This is a genomic window from Peribacillus sp. Aquil_B1 (genome assembly GCF_022603275.1).
In the GTDB taxonomy this organism is placed as follows: Bacteria; Bacillota; Bacilli; order Bacillales; family DSM-1321; genus Peribacillus.
This window is the reverse complement of record NZ_JAKXEE010000007.1, coordinates 87,996-108,401: the sequence shown is the minus strand read 5'-3', so window position 1 is coordinate 108,401 and position 20,406 is coordinate 87,996. Positions and strand designations below refer to the sequence as shown.

At 44.4% G+C, this 20,406-nt stretch carries 13 protein-coding genes; 2 read left to right on the top strand and 11 right to left on the bottom strand.

Annotated elements, in window-relative coordinates:
* Nucleotides 1–94 precede the first annotated feature (94 nt).
* A complete protein-coding gene (locus MPH60_RS25930) occupies nucleotides 95–574 on the bottom strand; it encodes a MarR family transcriptional regulator (protein WP_241594339.1) in 480 nt (159 codons plus the stop codon).
* Between the two features lie 129 nt (nucleotides 575–703).
* On the opposite strand from MPH60_RS25930, the gene MPH60_RS25925 reads away from it, so the two are divergent.
* Nucleotides 704–2,218 (top strand): MDR family MFS transporter, encoded by a 1,515-nt coding sequence (locus MPH60_RS25925; RefSeq protein WP_241594338.1) that lies wholly within the window; start codon nucleotides 704–706, stop codon nucleotides 2,216–2,218.
* Between the two features lie 248 nt (nucleotides 2,219–2,466).
* Here MPH60_RS25925 and def read toward each other — a convergent pair whose 3' ends face one another.
* Entirely contained in the window at nucleotides 2,467–3,045 is a 579-nt protein-coding gene (gene def, locus MPH60_RS25920; protein ID WP_101225705.1) for a peptide deformylase, read from the bottom strand.
* Between the two features lie 249 nt (nucleotides 3,046–3,294).
* On the opposite strand from def, the gene MPH60_RS25915 reads away from it, so the two are divergent.
* On the top strand, nucleotides 3,295–5,028 hold the full coding sequence (locus MPH60_RS25915; RefSeq protein WP_241594337.1) for an AAA family ATPase: 1,734 nt from the start codon (nucleotides 3,295–3,297) through the stop codon (nucleotides 5,026–5,028).
* Between the two features lie 26 nt (nucleotides 5,029–5,054).
* Here MPH60_RS25915 and MPH60_RS25910 read toward each other — a convergent pair whose 3' ends face one another.
* The 9 genes from MPH60_RS25910 to dhbC form a co-directional block, all read right to left on the bottom strand.
* Nucleotides 5,055–5,264 (bottom strand): hypothetical protein, encoded by a 210-nt coding sequence (locus MPH60_RS25910; RefSeq protein WP_241594336.1) that lies wholly within the window; start codon nucleotides 5,262–5,264, stop codon nucleotides 5,055–5,057.
* Nucleotides 5,265–5,408: 144 nt separating this feature from the next.
* On the bottom strand, nucleotides 5,409–6,761 hold the full coding sequence (locus MPH60_RS25905) for an MFS transporter (RefSeq protein WP_241594335.1): 1,353 nt from the start codon (nucleotides 6,759–6,761) through the stop codon (nucleotides 5,409–5,411).
* Between the two features lie 109 nt (nucleotides 6,762–6,870).
* Nucleotides 6,871–7,638, bottom strand: coding sequence for a 4'-phosphopantetheinyl transferase family protein (locus MPH60_RS25900; protein ID WP_241594334.1), 768 nt, complete (start codon nucleotides 7,636–7,638; stop codon nucleotides 6,871–6,873).
* 35 nt (nucleotides 7,639–7,673) lie between these two features.
* Nucleotides 7,674–9,128, bottom strand: coding sequence for a DHA2 family efflux MFS transporter permease subunit (locus MPH60_RS25895; RefSeq protein ID WP_336275425.1), 1,455 nt, complete (start codon nucleotides 9,126–9,128; stop codon nucleotides 7,674–7,676).
* Complete coding sequence (locus tag MPH60_RS25890) at nucleotides 9,125–9,346, bottom strand: MbtH family protein (protein ID WP_241594333.1); 222 nt, start codon at nucleotides 9,344–9,346, stop codon at nucleotides 9,125–9,127. Before MPH60_RS25890 ends, MPH60_RS25895 begins: the two co-directional genes overlap by 4 nt.
* The gene (locus tag MPH60_RS25885) at nucleotides 9,343–16,545 is read right to left on the bottom strand and encodes an amino acid adenylation domain-containing protein (protein WP_405390392.1); all 7,203 of its coding nucleotides are present in this window, start codon (nucleotides 16,543–16,545) and stop codon (nucleotides 9,343–9,345) included. Before MPH60_RS25885 ends, MPH60_RS25890 begins: the two co-directional genes overlap by 4 nt.
* A 30-nt stretch (nucleotides 16,546–16,575) precedes the next feature.
* Complete coding sequence (locus MPH60_RS25880) at nucleotides 16,576–17,490, bottom strand: isochorismatase (protein WP_241594332.1); 915 nt, start codon at nucleotides 17,488–17,490, stop codon at nucleotides 16,576–16,578.
* Between the two features lie 27 nt (nucleotides 17,491–17,517).
* Nucleotides 17,518–19,143, bottom strand: coding sequence for a (2,3-dihydroxybenzoyl)adenylate synthase (locus tag MPH60_RS25875; protein ID WP_241594331.1), 1,626 nt, complete (start codon nucleotides 19,141–19,143; stop codon nucleotides 17,518–17,520).
* 20 nt (nucleotides 19,144–19,163) lie between these two features.
* Complete coding sequence (dhbC, locus tag MPH60_RS25870; RefSeq protein ID WP_241594330.1) at nucleotides 19,164–20,387, bottom strand: isochorismate synthase DhbC; 1,224 nt, start codon at nucleotides 20,385–20,387, stop codon at nucleotides 19,164–19,166.
* Nucleotides 20,388–20,406 lie beyond the last annotated feature (19 nt).

Below are 20,406 nucleotides of genomic sequence, written 5' to 3'. Positions count from 1 at the left end.
TCTCTATATAAAAATTCAACTATATACCCTTTGCCTTCGTTGGATAAGTAGCTCAAAGCTGGCTAAAAATAAAAAAAGGCAGCCTGCATTTCAGCTACCTTTCACGCTCGCTCATTAACTTGTCATTTTCTTTGTCCATGATTTTTGTGATATCCTCAACAAATTGATTGATCAATATTAGCTCTTGCTCATTATAAGTGGAACATAACTCCTTGGTGGCCACAGAGAGCGATTGATAGTGCGATTTAATCTGTTCCTGCCTTTCGGGTATCGGTGCAATCATTACCCGTCTTCCGTCCAATCGGTCTCGTTCTCTTTTAACATAACCGGATTTCTCAAGGCGATTGATCAGTGCCGTAACCGATCCCGTGCTCAATCCTGTAATTTTGGATAATTCACCGGCAGTAATCGGTCCTGTTTCATTCAAGATTTCAGCACTCTTTAGGTCCGTATGGGACACCCCTATTTTCTGGGCCATGTTTTGTTGAAATAAAACGGATCTCATTCCATACCGTTGCAATCTGTGTGTTAAACTCTCTAACAAAGCTGTATTCAGCCTATTATCGCTTGACATAAAATGCCACCCCTTTTACACTTAAATTTATCTTGATTTTCAAGATAAATGTTTTGTTTCATCTTAACGTTTACCCTTCAACCATGTAAAGGAAATTCATGAGCTGGTTGATACGAAGGAGGAAAATAAATGAACGTTCAAAAAAAACAAAAATTCATTGTTGCCGGTTTACTATTGGGTATCTTGATGTCAGCAATGGATAATACGATTGTTGCGACTGCAATGGGAACGATCGTTTCTGATTTAGGCGGATTCGATAAGTTTGTATGGGTGACATCTGCCTATATGGTCGCCACGATGGCAAGTATGCCGATATTCGGAAAGCTTTCCGATATGTATGGAAGAAAGAGGTTTTTTATTTTTGGACTTATAGTCTTTTTAATCGGTTCCGCCTTATGCGGCATGGCCCAGAGCATAGTGCAATTAAGTATTTTCCGTGCAATCCAAGGGATAGGCGGAGGCGCTTTGATGCCTATAGCATTTACGATCATTTTTGATATTTTCCCACCTGAAAAAAGGGGAAAATTAACTGGCCTTTTCGGAGCTGTATTCGGGGCATCAAGCGTATTGGGACCACTTTTAGGTGCTTATATTACTGAATACTCCAGCTGGCACTGGATTTTCTACGTCAATGTTCCGATTGGGATCATTTCTTTATTTTTCATCTGGAATTATTACAAGGAGTCACCCAACACCCAAGAGCAAAAAATTGATTGGGGTGGCGCAGCAACACTCGTCATTGCCGTTATCAGCTTAATGTTCGCTCTCGAACTGGGCGGGGAGTATGGCTGGAGTTCCCCTCCCATCATAGGCCTGTTTGCCAGTTTTGTGGTTTTCTTCGTTTCATTTTTCTTTTTCGAAAAAAGGGCAAAAGATCCCATCATTTCATTATGGCTGTTTAAAAGGCGATTATTTGCTACTTCTCAGATCTTAGCCATTCTTTATGGCGGTACATTCATTATATTAACCGTCTATATCCCGATTTTCGTTCAGGCAGTTTACGGTGGTTCCGCAACAAATGCCGGATTGATCCTAACTCCGATGATGCTTGGTTCTGTATTCGGCAGTGCAGTTGGCGGGATATTCAATACAAAGACAAGTTTTCGCAACTTAATGACGGTTTCCGTCATCTGTTATTTTGCAGGAATGCTTCTATTAGGAACCATCACCCCTGATACCAGCAGGACTTTATTAACTTTGTACATGATTTTGACTGGATTTGGCATGGGCTTTTCCTTCTCCCTTTTGCCTATAGCATCCATTCACAACTTGGAACCTAGATTCCGGGGGTCGGCCAACTCAACAAACTCATTCCTCCGTTCTTTTGGGATGACACTCGGTGTAACGATTTATGGAGCGATTCAGAACAATGTATTCACAAGTAAAATGAATGATGCGTTTAAAGGAATGCAAGGAAGTCCGGATACAGCGGGGTTGATGGAGGACCCACGACAGCTCTTCCAATCGGACGCACGTGCCGAGATTCCGGACTTTATTCTGGATAAAATTGTTCATGCGATGTCCGATTCGATTTCATTAATATTCACCTTGGCCCTCATTCCAATCGGTCTTGCAGCAATCACTGTTTTCTTCATGGGAAAAACAAGAGTGGAAACACCTTCAAAAAAGGAATCATTGCAATAAAAAAAAGTGCTGCATTTGCAGCGCTTTTTTTTATTTTCATTTCCCTTCTATATAGGAAGTGTGAAGATTACCGAAAGATCATACCGAGGTTACAAGGTTGTAGGACGTATGTTTTAGAGTAAGTTAAACCAGAGGCATTTCTTATATTAGGGCTCTTAGTTAAGCTAACAGACCCTTCAGTGATCTGGATATGCTTCCTCAGCCATAAAACGGTAAAAAGGCAAAGCATGGCGCTTTGCCTTTTTGCCTTACAGACTTTTCACTTCCACGTTTTCCGGAAGCTTGAAAGGATTTTCGGTATTGATCCGGTCATAAAACATCATTCCGTTTAAATGATCTAACTCATGTTGAAACACGATTGCAGCAAAACCCTTCAGCCGCATCTCAATTTCCTCACCATTACCGTCCAAAGCTTTGATTTTAACCCGTTCATAACGTGGTACATACCCTTTAATATCACGATCTACGGAAAGGCAGCCTTCACTTTGCGGTAAATAGATCATTGTGGCAGAATGGCTGATGATTTTCGGATTCACAAGGGCATATTCAAACAGCTTCCCTTTTTCGTCGGGGAAATACATGACGAACATGCGTTTATTCAAGCCTATCTGATTTGCAGACAAACCTACTCCTTCACGTAGGTTGTACTTCTTTTGGAGTTTTGGGTCCTGGCTGTTTTTCAGGTATTGCATCATGCATTCCAACGTTTCACGATCTTCATCCGAAATCGGCAGGCTAACTTCATCCGTTACCTGACGCAGAATGGGATCACCTTCTCTAACGATATCCTTCATCGTAATCATATAGTCTTTTATAAATTTACTCATAGAACTTCACACTCTTCTACCATTTTATTTTTTCATGACTTAGACCATTTCACTTTAGCATTTCGCTTTTAAAAAGTCTAATATGCCGGTTAGATTAAATATTTCTAAATTCCGGACCCTTTAAACTTTCGTAATAAATATTATTTCTTGACTTTAACATTATTTACCTTTAATTTAAGGCATAAAGACCTATAGATTACATGTTTAAAAATTTTATACTGAATATATATTCTTAAAGGAGATGAAAAATTGAACTCGAACTCTAAATTAGTTTCGAAATTGCTGCCGTTCCTGACGGCTCTCATTGTGATAATTGCTGGAATCAGTTGGTATGTTGTTACTCAGTCAAAGGATATGGTCATTCCCTTTTCTTCGGTGGAAAAGACGATTAAAGCCCAAAATGGAGCCCTTGTCACCATTGAAGAAAAAAGAAATGGCACTCTTCACATCTCCACGCCAGATGGAGAATATGTTTCCAATATTCCTCCCAACAGTCAAATGATCAATAAACTTGTCGAAACTTATAACGTTCAATATTCTTTTTCATCAACTAATAAATCAGCATTATGGATTTTAAGCGGTTTAATGGCGGCTCTCGTCACAACCGGTGTCATTATACAGAAAAGATCAAAGAACGGATTGCGGATAGGCAGTAAAAAACAAAGCCTTTCCACCCCAAAGCCCCTGCCAGAGATAACTTTGGATGATGTAGGCGGTTTACAATCCGAAATCAAGCAGGAAATCCTACAGACACTCACTACATTAAAGGAACCTGAACGTTCAGCTAAAATTGGAATTAAGCCGCCTCAAGGCATTTTATTATATGGCCCCCCTGGAACAGGGAAAACGCTGCTTGCACAGGCAATTGCAAAAGAGCTTGGTGCAAACTTCTTCTCAACGAGCGGTTCAGCCTTCAACGAAATGTTTGTTGGAGTCGGTGCAGCCCGTGTCCGCAGCCTTTTCCAAAATGCACGTAAGCAATCGCCAGCTGTCATTTTCATTGATGAAGTGGACGCGTTGGCTGGTAAAAGGAAAGCCCATGGCGGGGAAGAAGGCGAAAAAACGTTAACTGAACTGCTTGTGCAATTGGATGGAGGCCATCCAAATGAAGGCATCCTATTCATTGCAGCAACAAACCGGAAAGATATGCTCGATGAGGCATTTCTACGTCCGGGCAGAATCGATTTTTCTTTCCAAGTTCCACTTCCAGATACACAAGGAAGAAAGGAAATCATCGATATCCATACGAAGGGAAAGCGTCTAGCGACAGATGTCCTGGCTTCCCTGGATGAGTTGGCTGAAAGTACTTCCGGTTTCTCCGGCGCTGACTTAAGCTCCCTGTTCGATACTGCCTCACGACATGCCCTGAGGAATGAACAGGATATGATTCGTAAGCAGGATCTTGATTACGCCATTGACCGTACGATACTTGGAGCGACATCACGTACCTTGAATGATGCGGATACGAAGCGGCGTGTGGCCATTCATGAAAGTGGACATGCCCTTATTGCTGCTTTGACAAAGCCCGGTTCCGTTAGAAAGGCGACCATCATTCCGCGTGGGGAAGCCCTTGGATATGTAGCGCCAATACCAAAAGAACTCCATCTGGCAACAGCCAGTGAATTGCTTGATCAAGTCAAAATGATCTTAGCAGGTGGCGTGGCGGAAAGAATGTATTTAGGAGAACATAGCATCGGTGTAGGCGGAGATGTGCAACAGGCGAAGCACCTGCTTGAACAAATGGTCGATACCGGAATGCTTCAAGATGGATTTACCCTCACCTTTAATAAAGGCGAGAAGGAGCAAAAGATGCAGGAATTATTCACGAAAGCGATTTCTGAAACGGAAATGTTGATTGACTCGAATCGCATACAGTATGAAGAGCTTGTTGAAGAGTTATTGAAAAAAGAGACACTTGAGGGATCTGAAGTTCAGCGTATCGTTGATGCAGCAGAAATAACCAGGATATGCTCGAATGCATAATACTCTTTTTCGCTGAGTCTTAAGACCTAATATTTAGAGCCTGTTTGCGATAAAACTGGCTCTTTTTTTTGACCATATATGGAAGCAATCCGCAAAGCAGAAATGAATGCTGGGAATTTAACCAGATCCTTTACGGTTTTTCCTGCCCTTGCTGCTGCAATCCAAAGAACAATATTTGCTATTTGCCTTTCTTGGTTTGTACTTCTTCCCGCATTGACTGCATTTCTTTGATTCATATTTTATGTAGGCTGTCCCTTTACAGGTCTGGGAACAGTATTTAGCATTTTCGTTATAACTTTTAAAGCCACGACCACATATCTGGCAAACGAAATTGGCCATTATATATCCTCCAAATCATGCTAACGAACATTAGCCTTCTATCAATCTATCTTTTCGCATCGTTGCTGGAACTCCCCATTAAACGAGCTCTTGGAACTGTTGTATTTATCCTGAATGAAACTTATTGCCGCTGCTGCAATTAGGGCTGGAAGTGCAAAACTGATGAAATTCATATACATGGGCAACTTTAACTCTATTAATACTCCGCCAATCGAAGGTCCAAGAATGGCACCGAACCTGCCGATTCCAAGTGCCCAGCCAAGTGCGGTGGATTTAATATAAGTTGGATAGAAAGTTGAAATATATGCATTGTTTAAATTTTGCGATCCTATGGATGACGCCCCTGCTACCGCAACCAAGAAATACAAAACGATTGTTCCCGGTTTAAAACCAAGTAAAATTAAACAAATGGCGCCAAACGTAAATAAACTGATGAGAACTCTTTTCGACCCAATCCGATCCGCTAACCATCCTCCACATATCGATCCAATTATCGCCCCGATATTCAAGGAAAAAAGGAATATCAAACTGGACTTTAGTGGATAACCTGCTTCAACCATCAATTGTGGCAACCAGGTTCCCAATCCATAGACCATTAATAATCCCATGAAACAGGCAATCCAGAACATGATGGTAGTTCTTCCTCGCCGGTTTTCAAATAGCTTGACTACAGGGACGCCCGTCACTGATTTTAAATCATTTTTGAATCTATCATGTTCATGAGGGACATAGGAAGGGTCCAAGCGCTTCACTATCGCTTTGGCTTTTTTATATTCTCCATTTTCAACATAGTAATAAAGGGAATCCGGTAAGTATTTAATTAAAAAAGGTATCGATACTAGCGGAATGGCACCTATGAAAAACATCCACTGCCAACCTAGATCCGGAATCACTTTCATTCCTAATAGCGACACCAAAATGCCTCCGATCGAATAACCGCTAAACATGACGCCCACCATTATATTTTTAATCGACTTAGGTGAATATTCCGAAGTAAGAACGACCAACAATGGAGGAATCCCCCCAAGGCCCAACCCAGCTGTAAACCGGTAAAGGGCAAAATCAACCGGCCCTCGAGCAAAACCTGTCAATAACGTAAATGTGCCAAAAAGTGCGACACAAGAAATGATCATTTTCTTCCTGCCCACTTTATCTGCCAAAACCCCGCAAAATAGTGAACCTATCAGGCCACCTACCAAAGTTAAACTTCCAATCAGGCCCAAAACGCTTGGCGCTGTGCCCCATTCTTCAACTAAACTCGGTATGACCGCTCCATAAACTACTAGATCAAAGCCATCAAAAAGAATAAGAAATATGCACCATAGTAAAACGGAAAGATGAAATGAGTTAAATTTACTACCTTCGATAACGTGCGCTATATTAATATTCCTCAAATTCCAAACCTCCGTATTCGATAGTTTCCACTGCCATACCAAGCCTCAGAAAGCCAGTGGAATACTACCGTATTTTCATTTGAAACACCTATAATCCTCGTTCACTCATTCAAGGGTGATATTTCAGACCCTCACATATTTGATGAAAAGTGACTGATCTGTGGTGATCCTTAAAACTTTCGGCACTCACCTTATATGCACAAACGGCAAGCCGATATTCGCAGTCTACCTCGTACTGCCTACAGGTGAAGTCCGTTATTGGCATATCGCTATGTACATCAGTTAACTGAATGTCTTCCATGCCATGCCTTCTCACATTGAAGCTGTGCAAAGGTATGGATAAGCCCTTACCTTTTGCTTTGATATAGCTTTCCTTCAAAGTCCATATATCATAAAAGGAAGAAAGTCCGTCCTCTGCTTTCAATACTTGCTTATACTCTTCTTCCGTAAAGAAACCCTTGGCCAGCTGTAACTCAAACGTCCCTATTTTCTCTATATCCACCCCCACTTCTTCATCATGCACGGCACAAACCACAAACTCACCAGAATGGGAAATATTATAATGGAACGATGGATAATTGGATAAAAAAGGCTTCCCAAATGAATTTGTCATCCAACCCAGTTCTTCCTTAACCGAACCGTACCGTTCTTTAAGAACAAACCGTACCAACAAATCCCCTATAAGGGAGCGATACGCATCATCCAGCTTGACGAACCTTTTAACCCGATTTTGCCTTTCGGTTGAAACATGGACAAGCAGTTTATTTAAGTCGGACTCCTCTTTCCTTATAGGCAATTTACATATATATAATTCAACCATTTCTCCTGCCCCTTCCCTTACTGCAGCAAATGAAGGGAGGCCACTGGTAAAAACCACAGTGACCTCCCTCAAAAATTAACCGAATAAGTAACTTACCCGCTTTTGACCGGTTTTACATCAAGGGAATTAGCCCTGTCCTGTTTAGGTATGATGGCCTTAAAATCATCGTTCCTCAAGCGCATCGCAAATAGTAGGGCTATGACGAGCAAAACGGCAGAACCAAGAAGAGCGAATTGATAGGCTGATAAATTAACAAGCTGATTTCCATCCGTTCCCATCTTACCAGTGCCCACTGCCCCTAGGATGCTGGCAAGGATGGCTACGCCCATCGCAGAGCCAATCCGGTTTTGAACATTGAACAATGTGGCAGCCATCCCCATCGAAGCCGAGTTGATATTAGTGAAAGTGGAGTACTGTATGGCCACAACTGTATGTCCCAAGCACACACCGACGCTAAATAATAGGGCCCGAAGGAACCACGGGTTGGCTGTCGGCCCTACGAGGCTAATCAAGGTATAAATGATGATTGTGCTAAGCAGCCCCATTCGGATCACCTGATGTATGCCCAGTTTTTTTGTAGTCAAGGGCATCATCCGGGATGCCACCATCAAACCTATGGCTTCCGGGAATGTGGTCAGACCGCTTTCAAAAGCTGAAGCATGAAGCGCACTTTGATACATTAACGGAAACACAAAGAGCATCCCCAATAAGCCAGCCATTGAAAATAATGAAATGATGCCCAATGTCCGAAACAATCGATCGGATAATAAACGCAAATCAAGCATCGGCTGGCCCACTCGCAGTTCCAGTAGTATAAATGAGAGAACAAGAACTGTACCGATAATTCCTGTATACATGATAACGGGGGAGTCCCATCCTTTGGATGGACCTATGTTCATTGCATACATCATCATGGAAAAGCCTGAAGCTGACAGCAGGAATCCTGGAAGGTCCAACCTGCCAGCCGTAGGCTCTTTATGTTCTTTTAAAAACAGTACACCGATTAACAGGACCATAATCCCAAAAGGAACAATTATATAAAATGCCCAACGCCAAGACAGCTGCTCCGTGAAGAACCCGCCAACGATCGGAACAACGGCTGGTGCGAATGCAATGGGCAGCACAAGGGAACGGGAAACCTTTGGCCGTTCTTCCGGAGAGAACGTTCTAAATAAAATCGCCATTCCCACCGGTGTCAGGATCCCGCCTCCAGCCCCCTGCAAAACCCTGAACAAGTTCAAGGTTTGCAGATTATTGGCAAATCCGCATAAAAAGGAGGCAGCCGTAAAGACACCCAATGCAATCAAGAAGATTTTCTTGGTCCCAAAACGATCCCCAAGCCAACCCGCTACCGGAAGGAAGACAGCCAGGCTAACTAAATATCCAATATTAATGCCACTGGTCGACGAAGGATCAAGATTAAATTCATTACTGATTGTCGGGAGGATCACATTGACAATCGTCCCGTCCATCGAAACCATGAACATCGCTATGACATAAACGATGCAAACCACTATTTTAGGGTCTAGCTGTATCCTGGATTTCACTTTGTTCCATCACTGCTGGCAACTAGTTTTAAACTATTGGGCAGCAAATCCGTCCAGTTTTTGTTGATGTATTCCAGGCAATCCTGCCGGCTTTCCTCCCGATATATGACGGACCAGCCTTCTGGAATAACCAAAAAGGCGGGCCAAAGGGAATGTTGACCTTCTTTATTTATCAATACATGGTAGATGCCATTTTCATTTTCGAAAGGGTTGGTCATCGGATATTTCCTCCTTCACTATTTTTCGCCAACTTCTTCATGGTGGATAGTTTGTCAGCGATCACCTGGCCAATTTCAGCGAGCGGTCCCGGCTGGCACATATCCTTATGGCGGCATTCAATATTATGCTGTTCAATCATTCCATGGATATATGGATTCCATGAATCTGGATAAATGGGATCAAACCAATCCGGAATGATCGTCGATCTGAAGAACAGCACATTCCCCTTAAAGGTTTCAGGTTGATACTCACCCATGATTCGGACTGAATTTACATATGTCTCTTTAAGGTTCAGGATCGTTTCTTCTTCTAAGCTAGCCAATGCACTGCCATCTCGACGGAGAATTTCTATGGCACTGGCATTATCCAATGGCTGGTCTCCTAAACTATCAGGATCATAACCTCCCAATGCCAGCAAGGCGATCAAAGCCTCCTCATCATCCGGAGCCTCTTTCATTGGCAAGAAATGACTTGGATATGAATCGAGGATTGCCACCAGGCGTACATCTTCTCCCTCATTTTGCAATTGAGTGGCCATTGCATGAACGACATTGCCTCCGAGAGACCATCCCAATAGATGATAAGGTCCTTCTGGCTGGATTGTCCGTAACTGATCGATATAGTCCTCCGCCATTTCAGTCAGCGTTTGCGGAAGTTGCTCCCGCTGTGATATTCCTCGTGCTTGTAACCCATAGATTGGATAGTCAGGGCCCAGTGCATTCATCAACCCAGCATAGCACCAGCTCAGCCCTCCAGCCGGATGTACACAAAACAGCGGAAGTTCCGGCCCATTTTTCCTAAGCGGCAACAGGACGTCCAAAGCACTTTTGCTCGTGCCCATTTCAAGCCGTTCAGCGAGCCCCGCAACAGACGGAGCCTCGAATAAGTTACCAATACTCAACTCAACGCCAAGTGCTTCACGTATTTTGCTCATCAAATGGACGGCAAGCAGCGAGTGGCCACCTAGATCAAAAAAACCGTCATCTATTCCGACATGGGGCAAATCGAGAACCTCCATAAAAAGGTCGCACAGAATCTCTTCCTGCGGCGTTCTCGGTCCGCGCCCTGACTGATCAGTACCGAATTCCGGCGCCGGCAATGCCTTGCGATCCAGCTTACCATTCGGTGTCAAAGGCAATTCGCCCATTTCAACGAAAGCTGATGGCACCATGTAATCCGGAAGGCTGCTTGCAACAAATTGACGTACATTCGCCGGATCGAAGGTGACATTTGACGCAGATACGACATATGCGACCAGACGCTTATCACCCGGATTGTCTTCACGAACGACTACCGCAACTTGTTCAATATGGGAATGCTGAGCAACCAATGCCTCGATTTCCCCCAATTCAATACGGAATCCACGAATTTTAATCTGATGATCGGCCCGGCCTATATAATCCAAAGATCCATCTACAAGCCAGCGGGCCAAGTCGCCAGTGCGGTACATCCTGCTGCCTGTTGAACTGAATGGATTGGCGACAAAACGGTCAGCCGTCAAACCTGGCCGCCCTAAATAACCACGGGCCAGACCAGGTCCGGAAACATAAAGTTCCCCAACTACCCCTGGCGGAACTGGCTGTAAGCTTGCATCTAACACATACACCCCCAGATCGGGTATGGCACAGCCAATCAGGCTATTAGCTTTTATGGATGTTATATCCCGATTAAGCTCAAGATAGCTGACATGTACGGTAGTTTCCGTTATTCCATACATGTTGATGAGATATGGCGCATTTTCCGGATGGCGGCTGTACCAATCCTCCAAACGGCTCAGTTCAAGTGCCTCCCCGCCATAAATCACGAAGCGTAATTTAATATCCTGCCCTAGTGCCGGCATTTTCCGATCAGCCTGCATCAATTGATAAAATGCTGATGGGGTCTGGTTCAGTACCGTTACTCCTTCTTTAACAAGCAGTTGTAAAAATTCTTCCGGTGACCGGCTGATGGAATGAGGAACGACCACAAGCTTGCCTCCATGAAGTAAAGCTCCCCAAATCTCCCAAACCGAAAAGTCAAAGGCATAAGAGTGGAACATCGTCCACACATCTTCGGAATTGAAATGGTACCAATGTTCCGTCGATCCAAACAGCCTGATTACATTCTGGTGCGGAACCACGACTCCTTTTGGTAAACCGGTGGACCCTGAAGTATATATGATATATGCCGAATTTAAAGGTGATAACGGATGAATGCGATCACGATCGGTTGGATTGAAGATTGAGTGATCTGCCAGTTCTTCTATGGTACTGGCTTCATCCAATATGATTTGCCTGATATCATGCATTTCAGGAAGCTTGGAAGCTACACCTGAACTCGTTAGAACACAAGCAGGCTGAGCATCAGACAGCATGAACGTTAACCGATCATTTGGATATTCAGGATCTAAAGGCAAATATGCCGCTCCTGCCTTGAGTACAGCCAGCAATCCTACAACCATTTCCAATGATCTAGGCATGGCCAAGGCAACGAATTGCTCTGGCCCTACACCTTTAGCAATCAAGAGATGGGCTAGCTGATTCGCTTTTTTGTTTAACTCCTCATAAGTCAATGAGGTGTCCTCATATACCAATGCAATATTGTGGGGATACTGGCTTACCCGTTCTTCCAGTAATGCTGGTAAGCACTTATGCGGTATTTCTTCGGAACTTCCATTCCAATCCACAAGGATTTCCTGGCGCTCTTCAGGTGACATTATTTCCAAAAGTCCAATTTGCCGGTCCGGTTCCGAAATGGCACCTTCCAACAATCTTATTAATCGATTTATTAGCATCTTGGCGGTCTCACGCTTAAATAGATCTGTACTATATTCAAGGAAGCCATTTATCCCATCTGGACTGCCATTTTCAGCATGCTCTTCACGTAATTCGATCGTCATATCGAACTTTGATGCGCCTACGCCATATAACTTCAGGTTGGATTGAATCCCCGGAAGCTCCAATTTCGGATCAGGCATATTCTGCAGCGCCAGCATGATCTGGAATAATGGATGCCTAGATCGAGAACGGACTGGGTTCATCACTTCCACTAAACGCTCAAAAGGCAAGTCTTGATGCTCATAGGCATTTAAATTAACCCTTCGCACCCTGTCAAGAAGTTCACGGAAAGTAGGGTCGCCGGAAGTATCCGTCCGTAACACCAATGTGTTGATGAACATCCCTACAAGATCGCTTAAGGCATCGTCACTTCGACCTGCTATCGGACTTCCGATAGGGATATCGTTACCTGCCCCAAGGCGAGTTAGGAGCGCCGACAGTCCAGATTGCAAGACCATGAATAAGCTGACGCCGTTATCACGGGCCAAATCCAGTAAACGACGATGCGTTTCAGGATTGATAGAAAAGTCTACGGTTTCACCTCTATAACTAGCTTCAAGGGGACGCGGATAATCAGTGGGCAATTCCAATTGATCTGGCAGATTAGCCAATGTTTCTTTCCAGTATTCCATTTGTTCAATGGCTAAACTGGATTCATCACCCTCACTCCCTAAAAGGCTTTCCTGCCAAAGCGCATAATCGGCATACTGTACTGGCAACGGGGGCAGGTTAGGTTCTTCACCTTTACTTCGCGCAACATAAGCTGCCGTTAAATCGCGGGTAAGCGGTGTCAGGGACCATCCATCTCCTGAAATATGATGCAATAATAAAACCAATACATGCTTGTCCGGGGCCATTGTGAAAAGCTGGGCACATATGGCCGGCTCTTTTGCAAGATTGAAGCTATATCGCGCAGCTGTAGCGATTTCAGCTTCAAGTTCGGACTCTTTGATGTGCGATACCAACAATTCCACTTGTGCTTCGGATGAATCCAACACATATTGATGAGCTGTACCCGAGGTAACTGGGAAAAGCGTACGCAAGGTTTCATGACGCTCGGCTACATCATTGATCGCAGCCTCTAGTGACCTAGTATCTATTTCACCGGACAATTCAACAACCAGTGGAATATTGTACGTTGGACTTGGCCCTTCAAGACGGTGAAGGAACCATAATCGCCTTTGTGCGAAAGAAAGGGGCACTGTTTCCGGCCTATCGGCTTTCTTTACAGGTAACCTTGCACTTTTTCCATTGGAAAGCTGTTTTACAAGTCCCGAAACTGTTGGTGTCTCAAAGAGTTTACCAATGCCTATTTCCACTCCGAAAGTATCTCTGATTCGGGCCATCAGTGTTGAAGCAAGAAGGGAGTGCCCGCCTAAATTAAAGAAGCTATCATCGATACCGACCCGGGAAAGACCAAGAACCTCGGCAAAAAGATCGCACAATATTTCCTCCTGCGGTGTTCCAGGAGCCTGATCTGATACAAGTGCAGTGAGATCAGGCACAGGCAATTCTTTCCGGTTAAGCTTCCCATTCGGGGTCAATGGCAACTCATCCATGTTTATGATTGCGGACGGCACCATGTATTCCGGCAGGCCGCTTCCTACAAATTCCCGAAGTTCAACCGATTCCGGTGCCGCTTCCAAAGAAGGGACGATATAGGCCACGATACGTTTATCTCCAGGCTGATCTTCACGAACAATGACTGAAGCCTGGTTAACGGCAGGATGCTGGGTAAGTTTCGCTTCAATTTCCCCCAATTCAATACGATAACCCCGAATTTTGATTTGATGATCGGCCCGGCTGATATAATCCAATGAGCCATCCTCTCGCCAACGAACTAGATCGCCCGTTCGATACATACGGCTACCCTTTGATCCATAAGGATTGGCGACAAACCGCTCAGCCGTTAAATTCGGGCGGCCTAAATACCCACGTGCAAGCCCTAAGCCTGCAATGTATAACTCCCCTACAGTCCCTTTAGGAACGGGCTTCAAAGCTGCATCCAGCACATATACCTGTGTATTCCAAAGGGGCTTGCCGATCGAGGGCATACCGCTCTCGTCCGGATCAAGGGTAATGGATGAAGACCATATTGTCGTCTCCGTCGGCCCGTACAGATTCGTCACTTCACATCCTAATTCATGTAAAGCGTTTGTCAGGCTGATCGAAAGTGCTTCTCCTCCTACTAGCACTTTGAAATTCTTTATCACATCAGGATAATTCGCCACGAGTGAATGCCAAAGCGTTGGTGTGGCCTGCATGATGCTTATCTCATGTTGAACGATCATCTCGGACAAAGTTCTAGGGTCCTGAATCGTTTCCTTAGCAGCTATGACACAGCTTGCCCCGTTCAAAAGCGGCAGGAAAATTTCCAAACCGGATATATCAAAGGCAATGGTTGTAACCGCAAGGAGCCGATCGCGATGATCCAATGAAAATTCGTTTTGCATCGAATAAAGGAAATTGATAAGGCTTGCCGATTGAATGACGACACCTTTTGGCTTCCCTGTAGAACCCGAAGTGTAAATCATATAAGCCGGGTTAAGCGGGGACATCGTTCCATTCCTTTGTTCATCCTCCACATTTATATCCGGCTGATTCCCCAGCGCAATAATGGTCTCTTCCTCATCCAACACGATGCGCTCCGTTCCTTTGGCATCAGTTAGTTTGGATGCAATCCCTTTACTAGTTATGATTGCTTCTGGCCTGGCATCCTCAAGCATGAATTCGATTCGATCTGATGGATAATCAGGATCGATAGGTAAATAGGCCGCTCCGGTTTTTAACACAGCCAACATGGAAATGACGATATCCACCGAACGGTTCAAAGCTATAGCCGCAAATTTCTCAGGTCCCATCCCCTTCTCCAAAAGGAAATGTGACAGTTGATTGACCCTCCTGTTTAAATCCTTATATGTAAGAACCTTGTTTTCATCGATTACGGCTGTCCAATCCGGGGTTTTTAACACTTGGTCCTCGAACAATCCAGGTAAAAGTCCAGTTGGAAGCTCTGTTTCCGTTCGATTCCATTCAAGCAGGACTTGCTGCTGTTCCTCAGGTAAAAGCAGTTCAATTTCCCCAATTGATTGGACATTCTCTGCAGCAGCAACCTTTTCAAGAAAACTCAGGAAACGCTTATGATGAGTACTTAAATCTTCAATAGTATATACCTCTGGGTTTGCATCTAAATCAATCCTTAGCCCGTTTCCATCAGACTTGTCATAAATGTTAATCGACAAATCATCGACAGGACCTGTTGCCAGCTTATGTGTGATCGCTTTACTTCCTGAAAAGTCCAGACCATAATCAAACGGCATAACATTAATTTGAGGTCCGAATAATCGCTGGTTATCACCCAGCAGTTTAAGGTCCCGACGCAATTCTTCATGTCTGTAATTTTGATGGCGGCGGATGGTACGGACTTCCTTCGACACTTGCTTCACTAACTCTTGAAAACTCATATCAGGCTGTACAGACAACCGGAGTGGCAGCAGATTCATGACCATACTGGGGATGTTCAATGAGGAAGACCCCAACCGGCCCATCATCGGTAAGCTCAGGATGACATCTTTTGAGCCTGTCAATCGATTTACGTAAACGGCCGTTACTGCAATCACCACTTCATGCCAGCTTCCTGAATATGTATGTGCATTCGCTTTTAAAGATATTGTCGCTGCAGATGATAGATAACCCGTTTGACTAATGAACCCTTTAGAAGTCCGAGGGGCTCGATCAGCCAGGCTCATGACCTCTGGCTGATCAGCAAAACGATCTTGCCAAAACTGGCGATCCAGTTCGAACTTCTCGGACTTTCTGTACGCCTTATCTTCCTCAAGAAGTAAATGTAAAGGAGCGAAGGAACCTTCCGCCAAATTCTGACCCTTCTGAAAAGCCGTATATAGTTTGGCTACCCGTTGCGAAATAAGTGAAAATCCAAAAGCATCCATTACAATATGGTGAATGCGCTGATACCAGAAAAAATGAGCTGAATCCACTTTGAACAAGGCTTGATTGAAGAGTGGATCATTTTTCAGGTCGATCGGTTGAGCCAGGTCTTTTTTCATCCATTGCATAGCTTTTTCCCGTGGGTTTTCCTCTCTACTGACATCGATGAATTCAAAAGGAACTTCGCTCGATTTCCCGCTGACCTGAAAAGGTCCACTATGATCCTCACCAAAGCGGACGTGTAAAAACTCCGCCTCCATGACCGCCTGTTTCAGCGCCTTTTCAAAATGATCTATATCAATCTGTCCATTGATTTCTATGTATTCCCCTGTGTTATAAATCGGATTATCCGGCTCCAGTTGCTGAGCAAACCAGATACCGGATTGCGCGCCGGACAATTGCCAGCGCACATCTTGGTCCTGAATATTAATCACTCCGTTTTACCTCCTTCTATTTGGATTCAGTCACGCTAACGCCTTTTGTGAAGACAGTAGTTCCCACCAGGCAGCGATTGTCGGTTTTTCAGCCATCTGCATGAAATTAATCTCTGCCCCTTTTCCCCTAAGGATCTCAACAAGGCTCATCATTCTAATTGAATCCATTCCTAGATCCACTAGATCCTCGTCATCATCAATATCTGATGGAGATTCCCCCAGAAAATCAGCGATTTGGTGCCTTAGGCCTTGCAATGTCAAACCGTGCCCATCACTTTCTTCAACGGGATCAGCGAATGATTGCTCTTCGCCTTTCAATTGTTCTAGCAAACGGGACGTTGATGTTGTAACAGCACACCGTTCAGCTGCATATTTAATCGCCATTTTATGTTCTTCCAATGAAAAGTCCGCCACTGCATCAGATACCAAAAATGGTTCTATATCCTGCATGAAGGCTTCACTTGCCGTCAACAAACACCCAATATGGGCATATACCCCGCAAATGATCAGTTGATCACGCCCTTGTTCTTTCATCATTTCTAAAAGGTTTGTCCTTTTAAATGCACTATAGCGCCATTTAGTCAGTACAATGTCATCTTCGCTTGGAGCGACCTCATCTACCACTTTCGTTTGATTGATATCATCATCAAGTCCTGGACCCCAAAAATCTGTAAGCAGTGCACGATCCTCCGGGTTTTGATTACCAGGTTGTGCTGTATAAACGACAGGGATCCCCAGTTCCACACATCGACTTTTTATGGACTGAATATGTGCTACCAATTCAGTAATCGGTGATTCGCTTGCTGTATAGTAATTAAGGAAATATTGTTGCATATCATGAATGAGAAGCACTGAACGCTTTGGATCCGCTTTCCAAGCAACTTTATTTTTTGGTAACTCCGATTCAACAGGCATTGTATATGGTGTGATAGCAGGAATAGCCATCAAATCACTCCTTCTATATTTTTTTATTCACATCATCGTAATTCGACTGTTCAGTTTATCTGATATCATTTGTCGCAATGCTTTTTTACTCACTTTACCTAGCGGCGTTTTTGGGAAGGAATCAATGAACTCAACCCGGTCAGGAATTTTAAAGACGGCAAGCCCCCGCTCCTTCAAGAATTGTTTAAGTTCCTTTGCCGTCGGTGCATGATTGCGCGGGATCACAAATGCACATGATCTCTCCCCTAGATAATCGTCCGTCATGGAAACGATGGCTGCATCATGTACTGCATCATGAGCCAGGAGATGATTTTCAACTTCCTCAGCGGCAATTTTTTCACCGCCACGATTGATTTGGTCCTTATCACGGCCTTCCACAACTATATAGCCCGACTCGTTCATGCTGACCAAATCACCGGTTCGATAGAATCCATCTATGGTGAATGCCTTCGCATTATGCTCTTCGGCTTTATAATAACCGCAAATGGTATAGGGTCCTCTCGTTAATAAATGTCCCACTTGCCCCTGTTGGACATCCCGGTCTTCCTCATCGACAATTCGGATTTCATCAAATTCCGACATCGGCCTGCCTTGTGTGTTGATGATGATTTCGTCAGGGTCGTTTAATCTTGTATAGTTAACTAGACCTTCAGCCATGCCAAAAACTTGCTGTAACTTGCAGCCGAAGGCGGGAGTTACCCGACGGGCAGCTTCTGCACTGAACTTAGCTCCTCCAACCTGAATCACTTGGAGGCTGGATAAATCATGGTCACGGGTAGATATTGCATCAAGCCATCTCAAAGCAAGAGGCGGTACAAGAGCGGTGATCGTTACACCTTGTTTTTCAATAAGCGGGAATGCCTCATCAGGACTGGGGCCTGGTGAAAGGACCACTCTGCCGCCAGCATAAAGCGTACCCAGAATTCCTGGCGAGCTAAGTGGATAGTTATGGGCAATAGGAAGAACTGCGAGATAAACACTATTCATATCCACCTGGCAAATTTCAGCGCTAAGCCTCAAACTGTATATATAATCATCATGTGTTCTTGGGATCAATTTTGATAATCCCGTACTTCCCCCTGATAATTGAAGAAAGGCAATTTCACATGAATCCACTTTTGTTTCATTCTTATTTGGGTTGATATATAAATCCGCCAAATTCACGAATTCTTCTTCTTCACCCATGACAATCACGTTTAACAAGGTAGCATTCTTGCTTTTTGCACCTCTTGCAAGATCACGATAATCAAACCCGGCGTGCTTATCCGGGATGATGTAAGCAACTGCCTCAGCAAACTCGCAAAAATAGTTAATTTCACTGCTTCGGTGCGTGGGTAGAGCAAATACAGGCAATGCTCCTAATCTAAATAGTGCAAAACAAACCTCAAAGAATTCGATTACATTGGGCAGTTGGACCACCACTCGATCACTTTTCTTTATTCCCAATTCCTGAAATCCAGATGCCAGCCGATCTGCACTATTGTCCAATTCCGCATAGCTCATGTTTCTTTCCCCGCTTGTAATGGCGATGCGCTCACCATGCTCCTTGGCACGATCACGTAACATTCCCCCGAAGGTTTCCCCTTTCCAGCACCCCTCCTTTCGATATAAATCCGCAAATTCCTTAGGCCATGAAGTACACCCTTTTAACATCCTTTATCCCTCCAAACACTTTAATTTAGCGACTTTGCATCTATTCCCATTGCACGCAGCATCGTTTGAAATTTAGCTGATGTTTCCGCAAGCTCTTCTTCTGGTTTGGATTCTGCAACCACCCCAGCCCCAGCGAATAATCGAAGAACCTGTCTCTCTACCTCCGCGCACCGGATGGTAACGACCCATTCCCCATCTCCTTCTGCATCGCACCAACCAACCATTCCTGTAAAAAATCCACGATCAAATGGTTCGATTTCCTGGATGGCTTCTCGTGCAAGGTCAGTCGGTGATCCACATACAGCAGGTGTCGGGTGAAGTGCAATCGCTAACTCCAATGACGAAGTTGCGGGATCATTGAGCTCACCTTTTACTTCCGTCGACAGATGCCACATGGTTTCGGTATGTATCACTGTTGGTTTTTCCGGCACATCCATCGTTTTGAAAAATGGTCTCAGTGCATCAGCAACGGCATGGACAACAACTGCATGTTCATGTAGATCCTTAGAGGATGAAAGTAACTCGTCCGCTCGCCGCTTATCCTCGACAGGGTCATCACTCCTTGGCCTGGACCCTGCCAGAGGATTTGCTAAAACCTGTAATCCCGATCTTGAAACAAGCAATTCTGGGCTAGCCCCAATCAGCGTTTTCGAGCAGGGGGCATCACCTTTTCTCTTTACGCTTTGAGGTAAATCCACGGCAAAGGTATAACCATTCTTGTTATGCTGAGCTAGATTATGTAGTAACGGATTGATATTCACTGTTTCTGATGAAGTAAGATGCAACGTTCTTGATAGGACGATTTTGTCAAGATGGCCGCTTTTTATATACGTAAGGCCCCGTTCCACTCCCTCCTTATACAGGGAAGGTTCGGGTACCGATTCCATTTGATAAGTTGGCTTCTTGGTTTCCATTGAAAGGCTGGTGTGATTATCTTGCAAAGGGACTGAGGAACTTATGTTTTCAGGTACAATAAGTTGAGCGTCCTTTTGATGATCGAATGGTACGGCACCGGTTACCACTGGATTGGCATGCCCTTGCTCTTTTGCCTTTTTTAATGCAGCAGCCACCCTTGCGGCGAGACTTTCCATTTGATTGGCATTCTCTTCATCTCTTGGAACTGTTATGAAAGAACCTTTCCCCAATAGTGTCCGGTATGGCGATGCAAGGAAAAAGTCACCAACCTCATACTCGTCCAACAGCTGTTTTTCCAATACGGCAGTAACGCCTTTATACTTCATCATATTAAAACCCCTCCAAATC

Bases quoted from the DNA above. Each gene is read 5' to 3' on its own strand.
- def (WP_101225705.1), bottom strand. From the start codon at position 3,045: ATGAGTAAATTTATAAAAGACTATATGATTACGATGAAGGATATCGTT.
- MPH60_RS25890 (WP_241594333.1), bottom strand. From the start codon at position 9,346: ATGACCAACCCTTTCGAAAATGAAAATGGCATCTACCATGTATTGATA.
- MPH60_RS25880 (WP_241594332.1), bottom strand. From the start codon at position 17,490: ATGGCTATTCCTGCTATCACACCATATACAATGCCTGTTGAATCGGAG.
- MPH60_RS25930 (WP_241594339.1), bottom strand. From the start codon at position 574: ATGTCAAGCGATAATAGGCTGAATACAGCTTTGTTAGAGAGTTTAACA.
- dhbC (WP_241594330.1), bottom strand. From the start codon at position 20,387: ATGATGAAGTATAAAGGCGTTACTGCCGTATTGGAAAAACAGCTGTTG.
- MPH60_RS25875 (WP_241594331.1), bottom strand. From the start codon at position 19,143: ATGTTAAAAGGGTGTACTTCATGGCCTAAGGAATTTGCGGATTTATAT.
- MPH60_RS25910 (WP_241594336.1), bottom strand. From the start codon at position 5,264: ATGAATCAAAGAAATGCAGTCAATGCGGGAAGAAGTACAAACCAAGAA.
- MPH60_RS25925 (WP_241594338.1), top strand. From the start codon at position 704: ATGAACGTTCAAAAAAAACAAAAATTCATTGTTGCCGGTTTACTATTG.